This is a genomic window from Aeromicrobium sp. CTD01-1L150 (assembly GCF_041951745.1).
Lineage (GTDB): Bacteria > Actinomycetota > Actinomycetes > Propionibacteriales > Nocardioidaceae > Aeromicrobium.
Genome location: NZ_CP169555.1, coordinates 1032530 through 1050070 on the forward strand (window position 1 = coordinate 1032530; position 17541 = coordinate 1050070).

The window sequence follows — 17541 nt, forward strand, 5'->3', positions numbered from 1 at the left end:
CTCACACGAACAGCCTACGTGGTCGCATAGTCTCATCATCGTGAGGGAAGAACAGACGTGAGCACCCGGCACGAGGTACCGGTCGGCGTCGAGATCGCGGCCCAATGGTCCTGGCGACTCATCGTCATCATCGCCGCCGGTCTCGGGCTGTTCTGGTTCCTGCGATTCTTCTCCGAGGTCACCGTCCCGATCGCCGTCGCCGTGCTCGGGACGGCCCTGACGATCGGTGTCGTCGACCGGCTCGAACGCTGGGGCGTGCCCCGGATCCTGGCCACCTTCATCGTGGTCATCGCGATGCTCGTCGGTGTCTTCGGCCTGCTGACCCTCGTGGGCCAGCAGCTCTCCACACAGTTCGACGACCTGCGCCTCTCGGTGGTCGCAGGGATCGATGAGATGCAGCGGTGGGCCCAGGAGGGCCCGCTCGGCCTCAGCGACCGCCAGCTCGCCTCCTACATCGAGCGCGTGCAGGACGCCATCGCGACCTTCGGCCAGAACGGTGCGGTCGATCGCATCGCCGCCATCGGCACGACGCTCACCCACGTGGTGGCCGGATTCTTCATCGCTCTGTTCGCCGCGTTCTTCTTCCTCTACGAGGGCAACCGCATCTGGGCCTTCACCACGATGCTCTTCCCGCGCACTGCCCGCGCCAAGGTGCACTCCTCCGGAGTCGCCGCCTGGACCAGCCTCACGGGCTTCGTCCGCGCCACCGTGATGGTGGCGCTCATCGACGCCGTCGGCATCGCGGTCTCAGCCTGGCTGCTCGGCGTGCCGTTGGCCTTGGCGATCGGTGTGCTGGTCTTCCTCGGAGCCTTCGTGCCGATCATCGGGGCGCTGTTGTCCGGCTTCGTGGCCGTGGCGGTGGCGCTGGTGGCGCAGGGTCCCATCACCGCCGTGCTCATGCTCGCGGCCGTCATCATCGTCCAGCAGGTCGAGTCGCACGTCCTGCAGCCCTTTCTCATGGGCCACTTCGTCGCGGTCCACCCGTTGGCCATCATCGTGGCCATCGCGGCCGGCATCACGGTCAGCGGTGTGGTCGGCGCCCTCATGGCGGTGCCGCTCGTGGCGTGTCTCAACGGCATCGTTCGACACCTGGCGGCAGAGGCCGGCACCCCCTTGGAACCCGACGGGCTCCCCGAGGAACCCCTTCCGGACGTCGCCTCGGACGTCACTGAGGGGGTCTCGGCCGAGAATGCCGACGGTACCGGGGATGCTGGAGGCTCGACGCCGTGAACGTCGAGCTGCGTGACGTGGAGCAGGCTCGCAGCCTGCTGGACCAGGTGGTGGAGGAGACGCCGCTGGCCCACTCACGCTGGTTGAGCACCCGAGCCCAGGTCCCCGTCTTCCTGAAGTGCGAGAACCTGCAGCGGACGGGCTCGTTCAAGATCCGCGGCGCGTACGTGCGGATCTCACGGCTCAGCGCGGCCGAGCGGTCCCGCGGCGTGGTGGCGGCCAGCGCCGGCAACCACGCCCAGGGCGTCGCTCTGGCGGCGCAGCTGCTGGCCTGCAAGGCGACCATCGTGATGCCCGACGGGGCGGCGCTGCCCAAGGTCCAGGCGACGCGCGGCTACGGCGCGCAGATCGAGTTCGCCGGTGCCGGGGTCACCGAGGCGCTCCTTCGGGCCCAGGAGATCGCCGAACAGACCGGTGCCGTGCTCATCCACCCGTTCGACCACGAGGACGTGCTGGTCGGACAGGGAACGGTCGGGCTGGAGATCCTCGAGCAGCTGCCCGACGTCGGGACCATCGTCGTCCCGCTCGGCGGGGGCGGCCTGGCCGCCGGCATCGCGCTGCTGCGCGAACGTCGCCCCGACGTGCGGGTGGTCGGCGTGCAGGCCGAGGACGCCGCCGCCTATCCGGGGTCGTTGGCGCAGGGCCGGCCCGTGCGCGGCACGATGGGCCCGACGATGGCCGACGGCATCGCCGTGGCCCAGCCCGGGCTGATCCCGTTCGAGGTGATCGCCGACCGGCTCGACGAGGTCGTCACCGTGAGCGAGGAGTCGATGAGCCAGGCGCTCATCGGCCTGCTGGAACGCGCCAAGATGCTCGTCGAGCCGTCGGGGGCCGCGGGCGTCGCGGCGCTGCTGGAGAGGCCCGAGGCGTTTGCGGGCCCCGTCGTCTCCGTCCTGTCCGGCGGCAACATCGACGCTCTCGTGCTGCTCGACGTCATCCGGCACGGTCTGGCCGCGGCAGGGCGGTTCATGCACCTTCGGGTGCGCTTCTCCGACCGGCCTGGTGCGCTCGTGCGGCTGCTCACGGACCTGGCGGCCATGGGGGTCAACGTCGTCGACGTCGCCCACGACCGGTCGGCCGACTCCCTGGGCGTGCGGGAGGTCGAGGTGGCCGTCGAGGTGGCGACCCGCGGCCCCGAACATCGCGACGAGGTGCGTGAGCACCTCACGAGCCTCGGCCACCAGCTGATGTGAGGCCGGGCCCGATGAGGGCTACGGATCAGAACGGTGTGGCGTCGACGACCTCGACGGTGATGGTCTTGCCGTTCGGTGCCGCGTAGGACACCTCGTCGCCGACCTTGTGGCCGACGAGCGCCTCGCCGAGCGGGGAGGTGGGGGAGTAGACGTCCAGGTCCACGGCGGAGTCCAGGCTCAGCAGCTCACGTGAGCCGAGCAGGAAGGTCTCGGTGTCGTCGTCCCCGGCGAACCGGATGGTGACCTTCATGCCGGCCTCGACCAGGCCGTCGTCGGCAGGCTTCTCGCCGACCTCGGCGCGGCGGAGCATGTCCTCCAGCTGGCGGATGCGGGCCTCGATCTTGCCCTGCTCCTCGCGCGCTGCGTGGTAGCCGCCGTTCTCCTTCAGGTCGCCCTCGTCGCGGGCCGCGGCGATCTTGGCCGTGACGTCCGCGCGCACGTCACCCTTGAGATGCTCGAGCTCCTCGGAGAGGCGGTCATAGGCCTCTTGGGTCACCCAGATGGTCTCGGTGGGCTGCGTCATGTGCGGCTCCTTCGACGTACGGAACCCCAGGCACCTGCCTGGGGTTGAAACGCCGATCATACCAGTGTTCAGTGCGTATGACACGTCCTCAGTACCCCGGTGATGGCCTCACGCTCGGTCTCCACGTCGATCTCCAGACGCTCGCTCCGCTGTTTCGTGGCCGGCAGCTCCACGGTCCGCTCGCCGACGACGGAGTGATCGAGCGCCTGTGCCTGCACGGTGCAGCTGATGTCGACGGGGTCGGGACGATGGATGTCGATCGTGACCACCGTGCGGTTCTCGTCCACGACCTCGTAGCCGTACACCTCAGCACTGACCGCCGGCTCGTCGAAGGCCACCCAGGCCGCCCAGGCGACCCCGAGTCCGATCGCGACCGTCGCGAACGCGGGCCAGAACCAGCGGGGGAGCTGTCGGCGGCCGTAGCGGGACTGTGCGGTGGAGGACACCAGGCCATTGTCTCAGGCCGGGCGAAGGGGTTGCCGGGCACCGGTCGCTGGAAGAACTCACCGAACCGGGGGAAGAGACGGCGGTCGGCGGTGGTTGACTGACACCGTGAGTGAGCAGTGGCGATTGATGCACGTGCACGCGCATCCCGACGACGAGTCCAGCAAGGGTGCCGCCTCGACGGCCAGGTACGTGGCCGAGGGGGTCGACGTCCACGTCGTCACCTGCACGGGCGGGGAGCGGGGTGACGTCCTCAACCCGAGCTTCGACCACCCGGGGATCCTGGACAATCCTGAGCTCATCACGCAGATCCGCCGCGAGGAGATGGACCGTGCCCGCGAGATCCTGGGTGTTCGCCAGGACTGGCTCGGCTGGGTCGACTCCGGCTGGCCGGAGGGTAATCCCAAGCCGCCGCTGCCCGAGGGCTGCTTCGCGCTCGTCCCGCTGGAGGAGGCGGCCGAGCCGCTCGTCCGGCTGATCCGCGAGTTCAAGCCGCACGTGCTCACCACCTACGACGAGAACGGTGGCTACCCCCACCCCGACCACATCAAGTGCCACGAGGTCAGCGTGTACGCCTTCGAGGCCGCCGCGGACCCCGAGCGCTACCCGGACGCCGGTGAGCCGTGGCAGGTGGCCAAGCTCTACTACCACTTCGGCTGGAGTCACGCGCGCGTCACCGCGATCCACGAGGCGATGCTGCGCCACGGGCTGGAGTCGCCCTACGCCGACCGCCTGGCGAAGTGGGAGATCAACGAGGAGCACGAGAAGCGCGTGACGACCCGCGTCCCCTGCTCCGACTACTTCGAGGTGCGCGACCAGGCGTTGCTCGCCCACGCGACGCAGATCGATCCCGACGGGTTCTGGTTCGCGGTGCCCCGTGAGGTCCAGGCCGAGGCGTGGCCCACCGAGGACTTCGAGCTGGTGTCCTCCACGGTCGAGACGACGCTGCCCGAGGACGACCTCTTCGCCGGGCTCCGCTGAGAGGTGCTGCCGGGAGCGGGCGTACCCTGACCGGCATGGAGCTCTTCGTGATGCTGGTCAGCAGCGAGCCGCGCGGTCTCGACCCTGAGATCGTCAAGCCCGGCTGGCTGGGTCTGATCGTCGTCGTGGTGCTGGCCCTCGGTGTCGTGGTGCTGGCACGCTCCTTCGCCAAGCACACCAGACGGGCCAGCCAGCCGTGGGAGGGCGAGGAGTCGGCCGACGGCACCGACCCGCCGCAAGACGAGGACTGAACGGCCCCGGCCCCGGGCCCGCCTGCGTCGGTGATCGACGGTGCCTGTGCGTCATGGTCGGCCACGCGTCATGGTCGGCCACGCGTCATGGACGGCTCGGGGCGCCCGACGACGTCGGGGCAGGCCCTTGTCGAGGTCGGCGCGTGAGCTTCTTCCGCAGGCTCAGCGCTGCGGCCAGTCGACCAGGTCCTCGTAGCCGGGGTGCTTCTGGAGGTACTTCGCAACGTAGGGGCAGTGGGGGATGATGCGCTTGCCCTGCGCTCGGACATCTGCGAGGGCATCGGCGACGAGCTGGGCCGCGAGCCCGCGCCGGCCGTACGCCGGGTCGATCTCGGTGTGCACGAAGTCGACGTGCTGGTCGTCCGGCAGGCGGTACTGCGCGAAGCCGGCCAGGCCCTCCCCGATCCATATCTCGTAGCGGTGCTTCTCCGGCACGTTGCGCACACTGACGGGTTCCGTGGTCTCGCTCATCTGCTGATCCTTCCCGTGGTTGCTGTTCGAGGCCGCGCGGCGTCAGTGCGCCGTCTGGCCACCGTCGACCGTGACGACGGCGCCGGTCATGTCCTGCTCGAGAACTGCTGCTCGCATGTGAGGTCCCCTGGTCCGGTAGGTGGCCTGGCGTGTGTCAGGCAGCGGCGCGGAGGGGCCGGAGTGCCTGCTCGAGGGCGGCGAGCTCGTCGAGGACCGCGGTCGCTGTGTCGGTCATGACTTCGTTGGCGACCAGCCGCCCGCTGTCGTCGAGGCTCTGATGGACGAACGGGATCGACACGGCCGTGGTGACCGGGATCATCCGGAGCGTGGTGACGACCTGCTTGGTCATCTGGACCGAACGGGTGCCGGCCGAGATACCGCCGTACGACACGAACGCCACGGGCTTGTGTGCCCACTCCTGGTGGAGGAAGTCCAAGGCGTTCTTGAGGATCGCCGGCATGCCGAAGTTGTACTCAGGCGTGACGATGACGAAGGCGTCGGCGGCCTCGACCCGAGAACTCCAGGCCTTGGTGTGGTCGTGGACGTAGTTGCGCAGCCTCGGGTGGTTCGGCTCGTCCAGGAACGGTAGGCCGACCTCCGCGAGATCCACGACGTCGATCTCGAAGTCGTCGCGTTGGCGCGCCAACGAGACGAACCACTCGGCGACGGGCCCCGCAAGGCGTCCGGGTCGGCTGCTGGCGATGATCACTGCGAGTCGCGGCATCACGCCTCCTTCATCTGGGGGTCGAAGTCAACTGGTACCTACAAGACCTGAAGTGGTTCGAATATTCCATGATGTTCGCATAGATTGCCAGGCGACTCCGCCCAGGGTCGTGACTGTTCGGCCGAGGGTCACTTGGCACGGGGCGCGCCGTGAGCCCACCGGCCACTCAGGAGAGTCGGCGCTGTCGCTCCGAGAAGTACCAGCGCACCACCTGGCGCAGCTTGTCGGAATCGGGGCGCGCCCAGTTGCGCATGAGCTCGGAGCCGAAGGAGATGGCCGTGACCGGGCGCGCGCCGGCGGCGATCATCCGGTCGAAGGCGCGGTCGTGGGCGACCTGGCTGATGCCGCCCACGGCATCGGCGACGGGGTGGACGTCGTAGCCCTCGCCGAGCATGTCGAGGGTCGGGAAGGCCAAGCAGACCTCGGTCCACAGGCCGGCGATGACGACCTTGCGCCGCCCCGTCGCCTCGATCGCCGCGCGGAAGTCCGGATCCTCCCAGGCGTTGACGCCTGTGCGGTCGATCTCGGTGACGCCGGGCAGCTCGTCGAGGATGGCCTGCTCGGTGCCCTGGTTGACGCCGAGGTCCACGCCGACGGTCGACACGACGACGGGCACCTCGTACGCGTGGGCGAGCCGGGCGAGTGCGACCACGTTGAGGTTGATCTCCTCGCGGCTGGCGCTGGTAACCGTGGAGTACTGCTCGGGTTGGAAGTCGATCAGTGCGACGACGCAGTTCGCCGGGGTGAGTAGGTGGTCCTGGCGTGGGTCACGCACGGGCTCCGGGTCGGTCTTGGGCATGGGTGTCATCCTCGTCGGTCCGGTCGATGAGATGTTCCTGCAGGATCTCGGCCGTCCGGCCAAAGTGGTCGCGCAGACGGGTGACCGCCAGGTCGGCGTCGCGGGCGAGAGCCGCCTCGAGCAGTCCGCGGTGCTCGGCGGCGACGTCGCGGTCCTTGTCGAACGGACGCGACCAGCGCCGGTAGAGCTCGGAGGCATCGCGCAGGGACTCGGTCATGCACAGCAGTCGCTGACTGCCACAGCCCTCGATCAGCGCGGCGTGGAAGGCCGCGTGTGCCGCCTCCCACTGGTCGGACACTCGTGGCGGGTCGTCGTCGGCCAGGAGGGGAGTGCGCTCGAGGACATGGTGCGCTGCCACCAGGCGTGACTCCCACTCGACGTCTCCGCGGTCGACAGCATGGCCGAGGGCGAGCCCCTCGATGTCGCAGCGCGTGGCGGTCAGGTCGAGCAGGTCCTCGAGCGAGAGTGGTGTCACCCGGAAGCCGATCCGAGGCTCGGAGACGGCCAGGCCTTGCTCGACGAGCCGGGTCAGTGACTCGCGGACGACGGCCACGCTGGCGGCGTACCGCTCACAGAGGTCGGCGAACTTCAGCTTCTCGCCCGGGGAGTAGACGCCGGCGAGCACGTCGGCGCGCATTCGGGAGTGCACGACCTCGGTGCTCGCACGTTCCTTTGCAGCCATGTGCGCACGATAGCACGGTGCGCACTGCATCTATATATTCGAATATTACTTGTGCATGCGAAATCACTGTGCTTCACTAGTGACATCGGTCACGTACGACGAAGGAGGACGGGCATGAAGCTCGCGAACGTAGAGGGACGGCTGGTCATCCGTCTGTCAGAGGGTGATGTCGACGTCGAGAGCGCCAGCGCCGGCCGCTTCGCCAGCGACCCGAGTGCGGTGCTCGACCGGTGGACGGAGTTCCACGCCTGGGCCGTCGGCCTCGACGCCGCCAGCGTCGAGATCACCGCACCCGCGAGTCGGGCCGTGCTGGAGACGCCCGTGACCCGGCCGACCCAGGTGTTCGCGATCGGGCTGAACTACCGCGAGCACGCCGCCGAGGCCGGCCACGCGGTGCCCGAGCAACCACCGACGTTCACAAAGTTCACCTCGTCGCTCACGGGACCCGAGGGGGACATCGAGCTCCCCGACGGTGACGTCGACTGGGAGGTCGAACTGGTCGTGGTGATCGGGCGCACCGCCCGGGACGTCAGCGCCGAGGACGCCTGGTCCCACGTCGCCGCCCTGACCGTCGGGCAGGACCTGTCCGAGCGGGTGGCCCAGCTGGCCGGCCCGGTGCCGCAGTTCAGCCTCGCGAAGTCGCACCCCGGCTTCGGGCCGATGGGCCCGCTGCTGGTCACCCCGGACGAGTTCGCGGACCCTGACGATCTCGAGCTTGGTTGCGCGATCAACGGGGAGACCGTCCAGAAGAGCCGCACGTCCGACCTGGTCTTCTCGGTCCCCGAGCTCATCTCTCGGCTGTCCGCGACCGCCACGCTGTACCCCGGCGACGTGATCTTCACCGGCACCCCATCGGGAGTCGGCCAGGGCCGCTCCCCACAGCGCTACCTCCAACCGGGTGACGTGCTCGTCAGCTGGGTGGAGGGCATCGGCGAGCTACGCCACCGCTTCGTCGGCACCTCGGCCTGAGTCAAAGGAGACAGTCATGGCCCTGCACCGCCTCAACAACGTCACCATCGGCGTCCCCGACGTCGCCAGTACGGCCGCCTACTACGACCAGTTCGGCCTCGATCCGACCAGCCCCTCCTCCTTCGCCACCGTCGACGGTGGTGAGCAGCTGCACCTCGTCTCGGCGCCGACCCGCCGCCTCGTCGAGATCTCCATCGGCGCCGACGATGCCGACGACCTGCAGAGGGTTGCCTCGCGGCTTCGTGCCCTGGGCCTGGACGTCACCCAGGACGACACCTCGGTGAGCGCCGAGGAGCCGATCGCGGGATTCCGGGCCGTCGTCCGGGTGGCGCCCCGCCTGGAGCAGCCGGAGCTGCCGCCAACGCCGTACAACGGGGTGGGGCGTCTGGAGCGCACCGAGCCTCGTGCGCCGGGCATCGTCCGGGAGGGCCCGGTCCGCCCCCGCAAGCTCGGCCACGTCGTGATCGGGAGCGTCGACATGGAGGCGACGCAGCGCTTCTTCACTGACGGCCTCGGCTTCAAGGTCAGTGACCGCATCGTCGGCACCGGGGCGTTCTTGCGCTGCTCGAACGATCACCACAACGTCCTGGTCGCAGCCGCCCCGATGAACTTCCTGCACCACACCTCCTGGCAGGTCGAGGACGTCGATGAGATCGGACGCGGCGCGATGGCCATGCTCGAGGACCACCCCGAGCGCCACGTCTGGGGTCTGGGTCGCCACTACGCCGGGTCCAACTTCTTCTGGTACCTCAAGGACCCCGCCGGCAACTTCAGCGAGTACTACTCCGACATGGACTGTGTCGTCGACGACCAGCTCTGGACTCCGGAAGAACTGGAAGGCGCCAAGGGCCTGTTCAGCTGGGGTCCGCCGCCGCCACCATCGTTCCTCCTCCCCGAGGACGTCGCCGCCCACATGACTGGCGCACACAGCGCCGGCTGACCCCGACGGGTCACCGCCGACGCCCGTGCGTGTGCCAGCCCTCCGACCGCCTGTCTGACCACACCACCTGCCGACCCAAGGAGCACTCATGACTGAGATCAAAGTCCCCGTCCTCATCGTGGGCGGAGGAGGCGCAGGCCTCACCGCATCGATGATGCTGTCCACCCTCGGTGTCGAGTCACTCCTGGTGAGCTCGCTCCCGCACACCTCCACCCTGCCGAAGGCCCACGTGCTCAACCAGCGCGCCATGGAGATCTTCACCGAGGCCGGTGTCGCGCCCGAGATCTACCAGCGGAGCACGCCCGCGGAGAACATGCGGGCCACCGGTTGGTACGCCGGCCTCGCCGGAGACCACGAGGACTACGGCCGCAAGCTCGGTGAGCTCGAGGTCTGGGGAGGCGGGTACACCGACCCTGACTACATCGCCGCCAGTGCCTGCCGCACCTGCAACCTGCCCCAAGTCCGTCTGGAGCCGGTGCTCAAGGATCATGCCGAGAAGCTCAACCCGGGCAACGTGCGCTTCAACAACGAGCTCCTCGACCTCGTCCAGGACGATGAGGGCGTCACCGCGACGATCCGTGACAAGAACACCGACAGTGAGTACACCGTCCGGTCGCAGTACCTCATCGCCGCCGACGGTGGTCGCACCATCGGCAACCTGGTCGGCGTCGGGATGAGCGGTCCACGGGACATCATGAAGCTGGTCTCGGTGCACATGACGACTGACCTCTCGCAGTGGGCCACCGACGACGACATCCTCATCCGCTGGCTGGTCAACCCCAGCTTCGGCGGCTCGTGGAGCGGCGTCCTCGTGCCGATGGGCCCCGACCACTGGGGCCCGGAGTCCGAGGAATGGGTCTGCCACATGCAGTACGCCAACGACGACCCCGACGCCATGCAGCCGGAGAAGGTTCTCGAGCGCATGTACGCAACCCTGGGTCTCCCGGCCGATCACCCGGTCACCGTCCACAAGATCAGCCCATGGGTCATGGAGGGCGTGATTGCCGACCAGTTCCGCAAGGGCAGGGTGTTCTTCGCCGGCGATGCGGCACACCGCCACCCCCCGACCGGTGGGCTCGGCCTCACCTCGGCCATCGCCGACGTCTACAACCTGGCCTGGAAGCTGGCCGCGGTCCTCGCCGGCCGGGCAGGCGACCCGCTGCTCGACACCTACGAGGCCGAGCGCAAGCCGGTCGACCAGAACAACATCGACAACGCGATCGCCAACGCGATGAACCACTTCACCATCGATCAGGCGCTGAACCTGTCGGACGACAAGACCCCGGAGGAGAACTGGGCCGAGCTGGCACCGCTGTGGCACGACCTGCCCGGCTCGGCAGAGAAGCGCCACGCCCTCAACCAGGCCGTGGCGTCCCAGACGATCGAGTTCCACCACCATCACACCGAGTTCGGCTACCGGTACGACTCCACGGCCGTCGTCGCCGACGGCAGCCCGATGCGCGAACCGCTCGACCCGGTCCGCCTCTACGAGCCCAGCACCCAGCCCGGCGCGCCCCTGCCGCACGCCTTCGTGGAGAAGGAGGGCGAGCGCTTCCCCCTCGGCAACCTGGTCCACGGCGGCAAGTTCCTCGTGCTGACCGGCACCGACGGTCACGCCTGGGCGGAGGCAGCCGAGAAGATCGCAGCCGAGAACGACCTGCCCCTCGTCGCCGGGACGGTGGGCATCCTGGACGCGGACCTCGTCGACGTCCGGTTCTCCTTCCTGAAGCACCGTGAGATCGCCGACGACGGTGTGCTGGTCGTCCGCCCCGATCGATACGTCGCGTTCCGCTCCCTGGGTGCCGTCGATGACCCGCACGGGACCCTCCGCGACGCCCTCAGCACCGTCCTGTCGACCCAGCTCCGCTGAGCCGAGACCCGTTCCCAACCACAGAGAGTACGAGCATGTCCCAGACCCTCGCTCCGATGAGCGACGAACAGCGCAAGACCATCGCCCTGGAGTACCTCAAGCGTCTTGACCGCGGGGAGGACTTCTTCGACCTCTTCGACGACCACGCCCAGCTCTACTTCCCCAAGTGGGGCCTGGCGAACGGCATCGACGAGATCAAGGCGGCCTTCGGCGCGGTGGCCGGCCTCCTCTCCGCGATCACCCACGACTACGCCTACCTCAACTACATCCATGCCGGTGACACCGTCGTGGTGGAGGGCACCTCCTCGGGACGCACCGCCGACGGCAGCGAGTGGCGCGCGGGGGTGACCCACGCCGGCCGCTGGTGCGACGTCTTCGAGATCCGCGACGGCAAGATCCAGCGACTGTTCGTCTATCTCGACCCGGACTACGCCGACGCGGACACCGCCCGCTACCCCTGGCTCTCCCAGGAGGTCGCGCCGGGATGACCGGGCTCGACAAGCTCGTTCCCTCTGCGGCGGCGGCGCTGGCCGACGTCGTTGACGGGGCCACCGTCGCGGTCGGGGGATTCGGGGTCAGTGGCGTTCCCAGTGTCCTGATCCAGGCCTTGCTCGAGCGGGGCACCACCGACCTGGAGCTGGTCTCGAACAACTGCGGCGCCGACGACTTGGGGTTGGGGCTGCTGCTCTCGGCCGGACGGGTACGACGCATGGTGGCGTCGTACGTCGGCGAGAACAAGGAGTTCGCCCGTCAGTACCTTGCCGGCGAGCTCGAGGTCGAGCTGACGCCGCAGGGCACCCTGGCGGAGCGGCTGCGCGCCGGGGGCGCCGGTATCGCTGCCTTCTTCACTCGCACAGGTGTGGGCACCCAGGTCGCCGACGGCGGACTGCCGTGGCGCTATGGCGCCGACGGAGGCGTGGCGTTGGCCTCACCCCCGAAACCGGTGCAGCAGTTCGCGACACCGGCGGGGCCGCAGGACTTCGTCCTGGAGGAGGCGATCGCCGCGGACTTCGCACTCATCCGGGCCTGGAAGGGCGATCGGCACGGCAACGTGGTCTTCCGCAGGTCCGCACGCAACTTCAACCCCCTGGTTGCGATGTCCGGCCGGGTCACGGTTGCCGAGGTCGAACACCTCGTCGAGCCCGGCGAGCTGGACCCGGACACTGTCCACCTGCCCGGGGTGTTCGTGCACCGAGTGGTGGCGCTGACGCCGGAGCAAGCCGCCGACAAGCACGTCGAGAAGCTGACTCTCCGACCGGAGGTGCCCGATGCCGTGGACGCGTGAGCAGATGGTCGCCCGCGCTGCCAGGGAGGTCCGCGACGGCGACTACGTCAATCTCGGTATCGGCCTGCCGACAGGTGTTCCCGACCACCTGCCGCCAGGCGTCGGGGTGGCGCTCCAGAGCGAGAACGGGATCCTCGGGCTAGGCCCGTTCCCGACCGCGGAACAGGTGGACCCGGACCTGATCAACGCCGGCAAGCAGACCGTCACGGTCGTGCCGGGGGCTTCGTACTTCGACTCCGCACAGTCCTTCGCGATGATCCGCGCCGGCAAGATCGACCTGGCGATCCTCGGTGCTCTGCAGGTCTCCGCCCAGGGCGACCTCGCGAACTGGACCGTCCCCGGCGCCATGATCAAGGGGATGGGTGGCGCGATGGACCTCGTGCACGGAGCCCGCCGCGTCGTGGTCGTGATGGACCACGTGGCCCGCGACGGCGCCGCCAAGCTGCTGCCCGAGTGCACCCTGCCGCTGACCGGCAGGGGAGTGGTCGACCGGGTGATCACCGACCTCGGCGTCCTCGATGTCGTCCCGGACGGACTGGCTGCCGTGGAGCTGGCTCCCGGGGTGACCTTCGAGGAGCTGCAGCGGCAGACCGCCGCCCCAGTCGTCGCTTTGTACCATTCCGCCTGAGGGTCCATCGCTCAGCCAGCACCGCGCCGAGCCGACCGGCAGGGTCGGCCTGCCGTGGCCCGATGCCTCCGGCCATCCGTACGCCGGTCGCGGTGGCTTCGCCGCTTGTCATCCTCTCGACCGGGAGGCTCGCGGCTGTGGGTCTCCTCGCATCGCGGAGCGGGCCTGCGGGGTGTGTCTGGTGTCTGCGTGATGATGGTGGGCATGAACCGTCTCGGCGAAGCGGCCAGTCCGTACCTCCTGCAGCACGCGGACAACCCCGTCGACTGGTGGGAGTGGGGGCCCGAGGCCCTCGCGCTGGCGAAAGAGCTCGACCGGCCGATCCTGCTCAGCGTCGGGTACGCCGCGTGCCACTGGTGCCATGTCATGGCGCACGAGTCGTTCGAGGACGCCGCCACCGCTGCCTACATGAACGACCACTTCGTCAACATCAAGGTCGACCGCGAGGAACGGCCCGACATCGACGCCGTCTACATGCAGGCCACCCAGGCCATGACCGGCCAGGGCGGCTGGCCGATGACCGTCGTGCTCACCCCGGACGGCCGCCCGTTCTTCGCCGGCACCTACTTCCCGCCCGAGCCGAACCGCGGGATGCCGGCCTTCACGCAGATCCTGCAAGGGCTCGTCGACGCCTGGCAGAACCGGCGCGAGGAGGTGCTGCAGGTCGGTGGCGACGTGCTGGAGCACCTGCGCGAACGGATCGACGCTCGCGGCGGTGCCCTGGACGCCGATGCGCTGGACGCGGCTGCCAGCTCACTCAACGGTCAGCACGATGACGAGGCCGGGGGCTTCGGCGGCACCCCCAAGTTCCCACCGTCGATGGTGCTGGAGTTCCTGCTGCGTCAGCATGCACGCACCGGAGATGTCCGGAGTCTGGCGGTCGTGCGCGCCACGACGCAGGCGATGGCCCGCGGCGGCATGTATGACCAGCTCGGCGGCGGCTTCGCCCGGTACAGCGTCGACCGGCACTGGCAGGTGCCGCACTTTGAGAAGATGCTCTACGACAACGCACTGCTGCTGCGGACCTACCTGCACCTGGCCCGCGTGGAGGACGACCCGTTCGTAGAGCGAATCGCCAGGGAGACGGCTGACTTCCTGCTGACCGAGCTGCGCACGCCACACGGCGGGTTCGCCTCCGCGCTGGACGCCGACAGTGTCGACCAGCAGGGGGAGGTCCACGAGGGCGCCTACTACGTCTGGAACCCCAACCAGCTGATGAAGGTCCTCGGTGCCGAGGACGGATCGTGGGCGGTCAGGCTGCTCGGCGTCACCGGTCCGGGCACCTTCGAGCGCGGGTACTCGACCCTGCAGCTGCGTGAGGACCCGGACGACCCGCAGCGCTGGGCCGACGTCAAGGCCCGGCTGCTTGCCGCACGATCGCAGCGGACCCGGCCGGAGCGCGACGACAAGGTCGTCGCGGCGTGGAACGGTCTTGCCGTCACGGCACTGGCGCAGGCGTCGGTGCTGCTCCACGAGCCACGCTACGCCGAGGCCGCCGTCGCGTCGGCCGAGCTGCTCGCCACGGTGCACGGGGTCGACGACGGTCGTCTCCTGCGGACCTCGCGAGACGGCGTCGCCGGCGGGCACGCCGGTGTCCTGGAGGACCACGGCTGCGTGGCCGAGGCGTTCCTGGCGGTGCTGGGCATCACCGGCGACGCGGTGTGGCTGCGTCGCGCGTCGTGGGTGCTCGACCGGGTGCTGGAGCACTTCGTCGACCCCGAGGGTGGGTTCTTCGACACCGCTGACGACGTCGAGCCGTTGCTCGTGCGCCCTCAGGACGTCACTGACAATGCCTACCCCTGCGGCACGTCGGCGGTCGCGCACGCCTTCTTGGCGGCGGCAGCGGTCACCGGCGAGCAGCGGTTCCGCACCGGTGCGGAGTCAGCGCTGGCGAGCGCCGCGGTGGTGGGCCGCAAGGCCCCGCGGTTCGCCGGTTGGACGCTGGCGGCGGGCGAGGCGGTGCTCGCCGGGCCGGAAGAGATCGCGGTCGTCGGCCCGGCCGGTCCGCAGCGCGATGCCCTGCACCGTGCCGCGCTGCGTCGCAGGAGCCCCGGTGCCGTCGTCGTCGCGAGCCAGCCGAGCGACGACGTGCCGCTGCTGGCCGGCCGCACGGCTCTTGAGGGACGACCGGCCGCCTATGTCTGCCGCGACTTCGTCTGCTCCCTGCCCACGACAGAGCCCGACGACCTGGAGGGCTGACTCGCCTCGGTGGGCGACGTCGTGAGATCACGTCGACGGTGTGGACTAGGACGGGTCGAGCTCGGGGTCGGCGCCTCGCTCGGCGAGCAGCTGCACGATGAGCTCGGACTCCTGCTGCTGCTCCACGCTCATCGATCGGGCCAGCGCCGAGACGGCGTCAACGGAGGCCATCCGGCTCCCGTGCTCGGCCATCTCGATCCCGCCCTCGTGGTGGCGGAGCATGAGCTGCAGGAACTGGACCTCCAGCTCCTCGCCGGTCAGGTCGTCGAGTGACTGCATCTCCGACACGCTCGCCAGCCCCGGCATCGGGGCATCGCCGGATGACTCCTCGCCGTGTCCCGCATGCTCACCGTCCATCCACGCCATGGGCTCCCCGGCCACCTGAGAGGCGCCCCACAGGTCCAACCAGCCCCGCATGATCCCGACCTCGCGGGTCTGGACCTCCAGGATGGACGCAGCCAGGACGCCGACACGACCCTCGACCCGCCCCTGCACGATCCGCGCCATCTCCACCGCCTGCTCGTGGTGGACCACCATGTCCTGGCTGAACCCGATATCGGCCGCGGCCGGCTCCTGCGCCTCGTGCTGCTCGTGACCGTCGCCGTGCACGAGGAGTCCTGCGAACCACCCGACGGCGACGCCGAGGCCCGCCAGGGCGACCCCGAGCGTCAGCAGACGCCCACGACTCATGTGCGGCCGGCGCCGTCGGTGAACCTCGTGGTGATGAGTCCGTTGTCGGAACAGGTGAACCACAGCTGGTCGTCACCCACGAAGAACGGCGGCGACATGCACCAGTCGGTGTTCATGTCGGGCTGCACCGTGCCGATCAGGTTGGAGAGCGAGAGGTCCCGGAAGGAGATGAGCGGTGGTGCGAGCACGACGAGCGCGTGCGGCGAGTTGGCCAGCCGCAGGAGGTTCTCCGGCCCGCCGCCGATGCCGCCGGGGTTGTAGTACGCGATCTCCTGTGGCTTGCGGACGTCGGCGATGTCGAAGACACGGATGCCGGACTGGACGAACCCGCAGCCGAGCGCGGTCGGCTCGTCGCGGCGGTCGACGTTGCAGTAGTGGGCCTCATAGCCCCAGAGCCCGTCGCCTCCGGTGTCGGCGCGACGCTTGTCGTGGTGCTCGGGACGGTTGATCTCCAGGCGGATGTTGCGCACCAGCTCCGGGGACGTCGGATCCTCGATGTCCAGGATGCGGGCTGATCCGCCACCGGCCTCGTCCACGACCACGAGGTACTCGCGGCCGTCCTGGGTGATGGGGATGGTGTGCTGGGTCAGCTCACCGTCGTCCCAGGAGAGCGAGCCGATCTCCTGCGGCCGCGGGTGGCCGTGACGGTCCTGGATGGAGGAGACGTCGAAGATCTGTACACCACCGGGAAAGAGGGTCACGCCGTAGAGGGTGTTGCCGTCGTCGCTCACGGAGAGTCCGTGGTTGCCGAACCCGGTGGACCCGCTCCAGATCTTGCGCGGCTTGGCCGGGTCCTCGACGTCGATCGCCGTCAGCCAGCCGCCGCCGGTGGAGGTCGCGTAGTACGTGCGTCCGTCGGGAGACCAGTTGCCCTCGTGGCCGAGGACGTCGACCGGTGCGGAGATCGTGTCGGAGCCGGCGATGCCGTTGGTGAGCTGGGGGTCGGTGCAGTCCGAGGAGATGTCGTAGACGTCGAACTTCAGCGCGCCGATGAGGGCCGTGGTGCCCACCGCCGCGAGCAGCCCGCGCTCCTCGTTGACCTTGAGGGTCTCCCAGGTGCCGGCGGCCATCGCCGGGCTCCGCAGCGTCCGCACGTGGCGGGGGGACTCGGGGTCGGAGACGTCGATGACCTGCACGCCGGGCCGGCCAGTCAGCAGCGACGGCCCGAAGGAGCCGAAGAAGACACAGTTCTCGTACTTGGCGCTCAGGATGCCGGCACCGGAGCCCTGGAGGTCACCGAGCTTCTCCAGGTTGCAGGTGTACGGGTCGCGGCTGCGCTTGGAGATGCGGTCCTCGCGGGGCACCTGGCCCTGGACCCCGGTCTCCGGAGCGGAACCCTCGTCGCACTCGGCCAGGCCGATGGGAGCGTCGGGCGCCACGTCGTCGGGCACCGGGTCATCGGTGGCCGGGGTCGCCCCGCTGGTGGAGGAGGCGACGAGGACGAGCGAGAGGGCGAAGGCGCCGACGGTGCGACGAGTGATGACGGACGGCATCGGGACCCCCGGGGTTCGATGAGTGACTCAGGCCACGTCGAACCTAGTGTAAACAGCGGTGACAGTCCACGTCGGCGGGCGGCCAGGACGTCGTGGAGGGCTGCCGATCGGTGCCTCAGCAACCCAGAGACGCCCGATTCGGTTGCTGAGACACCGATCAGGGCCTGTG

Annotated in this window: 19 protein-coding genes; 11 read left to right on the forward strand and 8 right to left on the reverse strand. The window is 69.3% G+C overall.

The window, feature by feature from the left end; genetic code table 11:
* Positions 1–57: 57 nt before the first annotated feature.
* Complete coding sequence (locus ACEVFP_RS05085; protein ID WP_375002478.1) at positions 58–1230, forward strand: AI-2E family transporter; 1173 nt, start codon at positions 58–60, stop codon at positions 1228–1230.
* The gene (ilvA, locus tag ACEVFP_RS05090; protein WP_375002479.1) at positions 1227–2423 is read left to right on the forward strand and encodes a threonine ammonia-lyase; all 1197 of its coding nucleotides are present in this window, start codon (positions 1227–1229) and stop codon (positions 2421–2423) included. Before ACEVFP_RS05085 ends, ilvA begins: the two co-directional genes overlap by 4 nt.
* A gap of 25 nt (positions 2424–2448) precedes the next feature.
* Here ilvA and greA read toward each other — a convergent pair whose 3' ends face one another.
* Complete coding sequence (gene greA / locus ACEVFP_RS05095) at positions 2449–2946, reverse strand: transcription elongation factor GreA (protein WP_375002481.1); 498 nt, start codon at positions 2944–2946, stop codon at positions 2449–2451.
* Positions 2947–3014: 68 nt separating this feature from the next.
* Positions 3015–3392, reverse strand: coding sequence for a DUF4307 domain-containing protein (locus tag ACEVFP_RS05100; RefSeq protein ID WP_375002482.1), 378 nt, complete (start codon positions 3390–3392; stop codon positions 3015–3017).
* 106 nt (positions 3393–3498) lie between these two features.
* Here ACEVFP_RS05100 and mca point away from each other — a divergent pair, with 106 nt between their 5' ends.
* Entirely contained in the window at positions 3499–4371 is an 873-nt protein-coding gene (gene mca, locus ACEVFP_RS05105; protein ID WP_375002484.1) for a mycothiol conjugate amidase Mca, read from the forward strand.
* A gap of 35 nt (positions 4372–4406) precedes the next feature.
* The gene (locus tag ACEVFP_RS05110; protein ID WP_375002486.1) at positions 4407–4622 is read left to right on the forward strand and encodes a hypothetical protein; all 216 of its coding nucleotides are present in this window, start codon (positions 4407–4409) and stop codon (positions 4620–4622) included.
* A 162-nt stretch (positions 4623–4784) separates the two neighbouring features.
* On the opposite strand, the gene ACEVFP_RS05115 is transcribed toward ACEVFP_RS05110, so the two are convergent.
* The 4 genes from ACEVFP_RS05115 to ACEVFP_RS05130 all read right to left on the reverse strand — a co-directional run bounded on the left by ACEVFP_RS05115 (position 4785) and on the right by ACEVFP_RS05130 (position 7298).
* A complete protein-coding gene (locus tag ACEVFP_RS05115) occupies positions 4785–5093 on the reverse strand; it encodes a GNAT family N-acetyltransferase (RefSeq protein WP_375002488.1) in 309 nt (102 codons plus the stop codon).
* A gap of 154 nt (positions 5094–5247) precedes the next feature.
* Entirely contained in the window at positions 5248–5817 is a 570-nt protein-coding gene (locus ACEVFP_RS05120) for an NADPH-dependent FMN reductase (protein ID WP_375002489.1), read from the reverse strand.
* A gap of 166 nt (positions 5818–5983) precedes the next feature.
* Positions 5984–6616 carry an isochorismatase family protein gene (locus tag ACEVFP_RS05125; RefSeq protein WP_375002490.1) on the reverse strand — a complete coding sequence of 211 codons (633 nt, stop codon included), beginning with the start codon at positions 6614–6616 and terminating at the stop codon, positions 5984–5986.
* Positions 6585–7298 carry an FCD domain-containing protein gene (locus tag ACEVFP_RS05130; protein WP_375002493.1) on the reverse strand — a complete coding sequence of 238 codons (714 nt, stop codon included), beginning with the start codon at positions 7296–7298 and terminating at the stop codon, positions 6585–6587. The genes ACEVFP_RS05125 and ACEVFP_RS05130 overlap by 32 nt, the downstream gene beginning before the upstream one ends.
* A 114-nt stretch (positions 7299–7412) precedes the next feature.
* Between ACEVFP_RS05130 and ACEVFP_RS05135 the strand changes: the two genes are divergently transcribed.
* From ACEVFP_RS05135 to ACEVFP_RS05165, 7 genes are all read left to right on the forward strand, one after another.
* Positions 7413–8267: a fumarylacetoacetate hydrolase family protein gene (locus ACEVFP_RS05135; RefSeq protein WP_375002495.1), complete on the forward strand. Its 855-nt coding sequence runs from the start codon at positions 7413–7415 to the stop codon at positions 8265–8267.
* A gap of 16 nt (positions 8268–8283) precedes the next feature.
* On the forward strand, positions 8284–9207 hold the full coding sequence (locus ACEVFP_RS05140; protein ID WP_375002497.1) for a VOC family protein: 924 nt from the start codon (positions 8284–8286) through the stop codon (positions 9205–9207).
* An 88-nt stretch (positions 9208–9295) separates the two neighbouring features.
* On the forward strand, positions 9296–11077 hold the full coding sequence (locus tag ACEVFP_RS05145; RefSeq protein WP_375002499.1) for an FAD-dependent monooxygenase: 1782 nt from the start codon (positions 9296–9298) through the stop codon (positions 11075–11077).
* Positions 11078–11112: 35 nt separating this feature from the next.
* Positions 11113–11565, forward strand: a complete 453-nt coding sequence (locus ACEVFP_RS05150; protein WP_375002500.1) for a nuclear transport factor 2 family protein — start codon at positions 11113–11115, stop codon at positions 11563–11565.
* The gene (locus ACEVFP_RS05155) at positions 11562–12362 is read left to right on the forward strand and encodes a CoA transferase subunit A (RefSeq protein ID WP_375002501.1); all 801 of its coding nucleotides are present in this window, start codon (positions 11562–11564) and stop codon (positions 12360–12362) included. Before ACEVFP_RS05150 ends, ACEVFP_RS05155 begins: the two co-directional genes overlap by 4 nt.
* Positions 12346–12990 (forward strand): 3-oxoacid CoA-transferase subunit B, encoded by a 645-nt coding sequence (locus ACEVFP_RS05160; RefSeq protein WP_375002503.1) that lies wholly within the window; start codon positions 12346–12348, stop codon positions 12988–12990. Before ACEVFP_RS05155 ends, ACEVFP_RS05160 begins: the two co-directional genes overlap by 17 nt.
* A gap of 204 nt (positions 12991–13194) precedes the next feature.
* Entirely contained in the window at positions 13195–15189 is a 1995-nt protein-coding gene (locus ACEVFP_RS05165) for a thioredoxin domain-containing protein (RefSeq protein ID WP_375002504.1), read from the forward strand.
* Between the two features lie 45 nt (positions 15190–15234).
* On the opposite strand, the gene ACEVFP_RS05170 is transcribed toward ACEVFP_RS05165, so the two are convergent.
* On the reverse strand, positions 15235–15879 hold the full coding sequence (locus ACEVFP_RS05170; RefSeq protein ID WP_375002506.1) for a DUF305 domain-containing protein: 645 nt from the start codon (positions 15877–15879) through the stop codon (positions 15235–15237).
* On the reverse strand, positions 15876–17372 hold the full coding sequence (locus ACEVFP_RS05175; RefSeq protein ID WP_375002508.1) for an LVIVD repeat-containing protein: 1497 nt from the start codon (positions 17370–17372) through the stop codon (positions 15876–15878). Before ACEVFP_RS05175 ends, ACEVFP_RS05170 begins: the two co-directional genes overlap by 4 nt.
* Between the last annotated feature and the right edge of the window lie 169 nt (positions 17373–17541).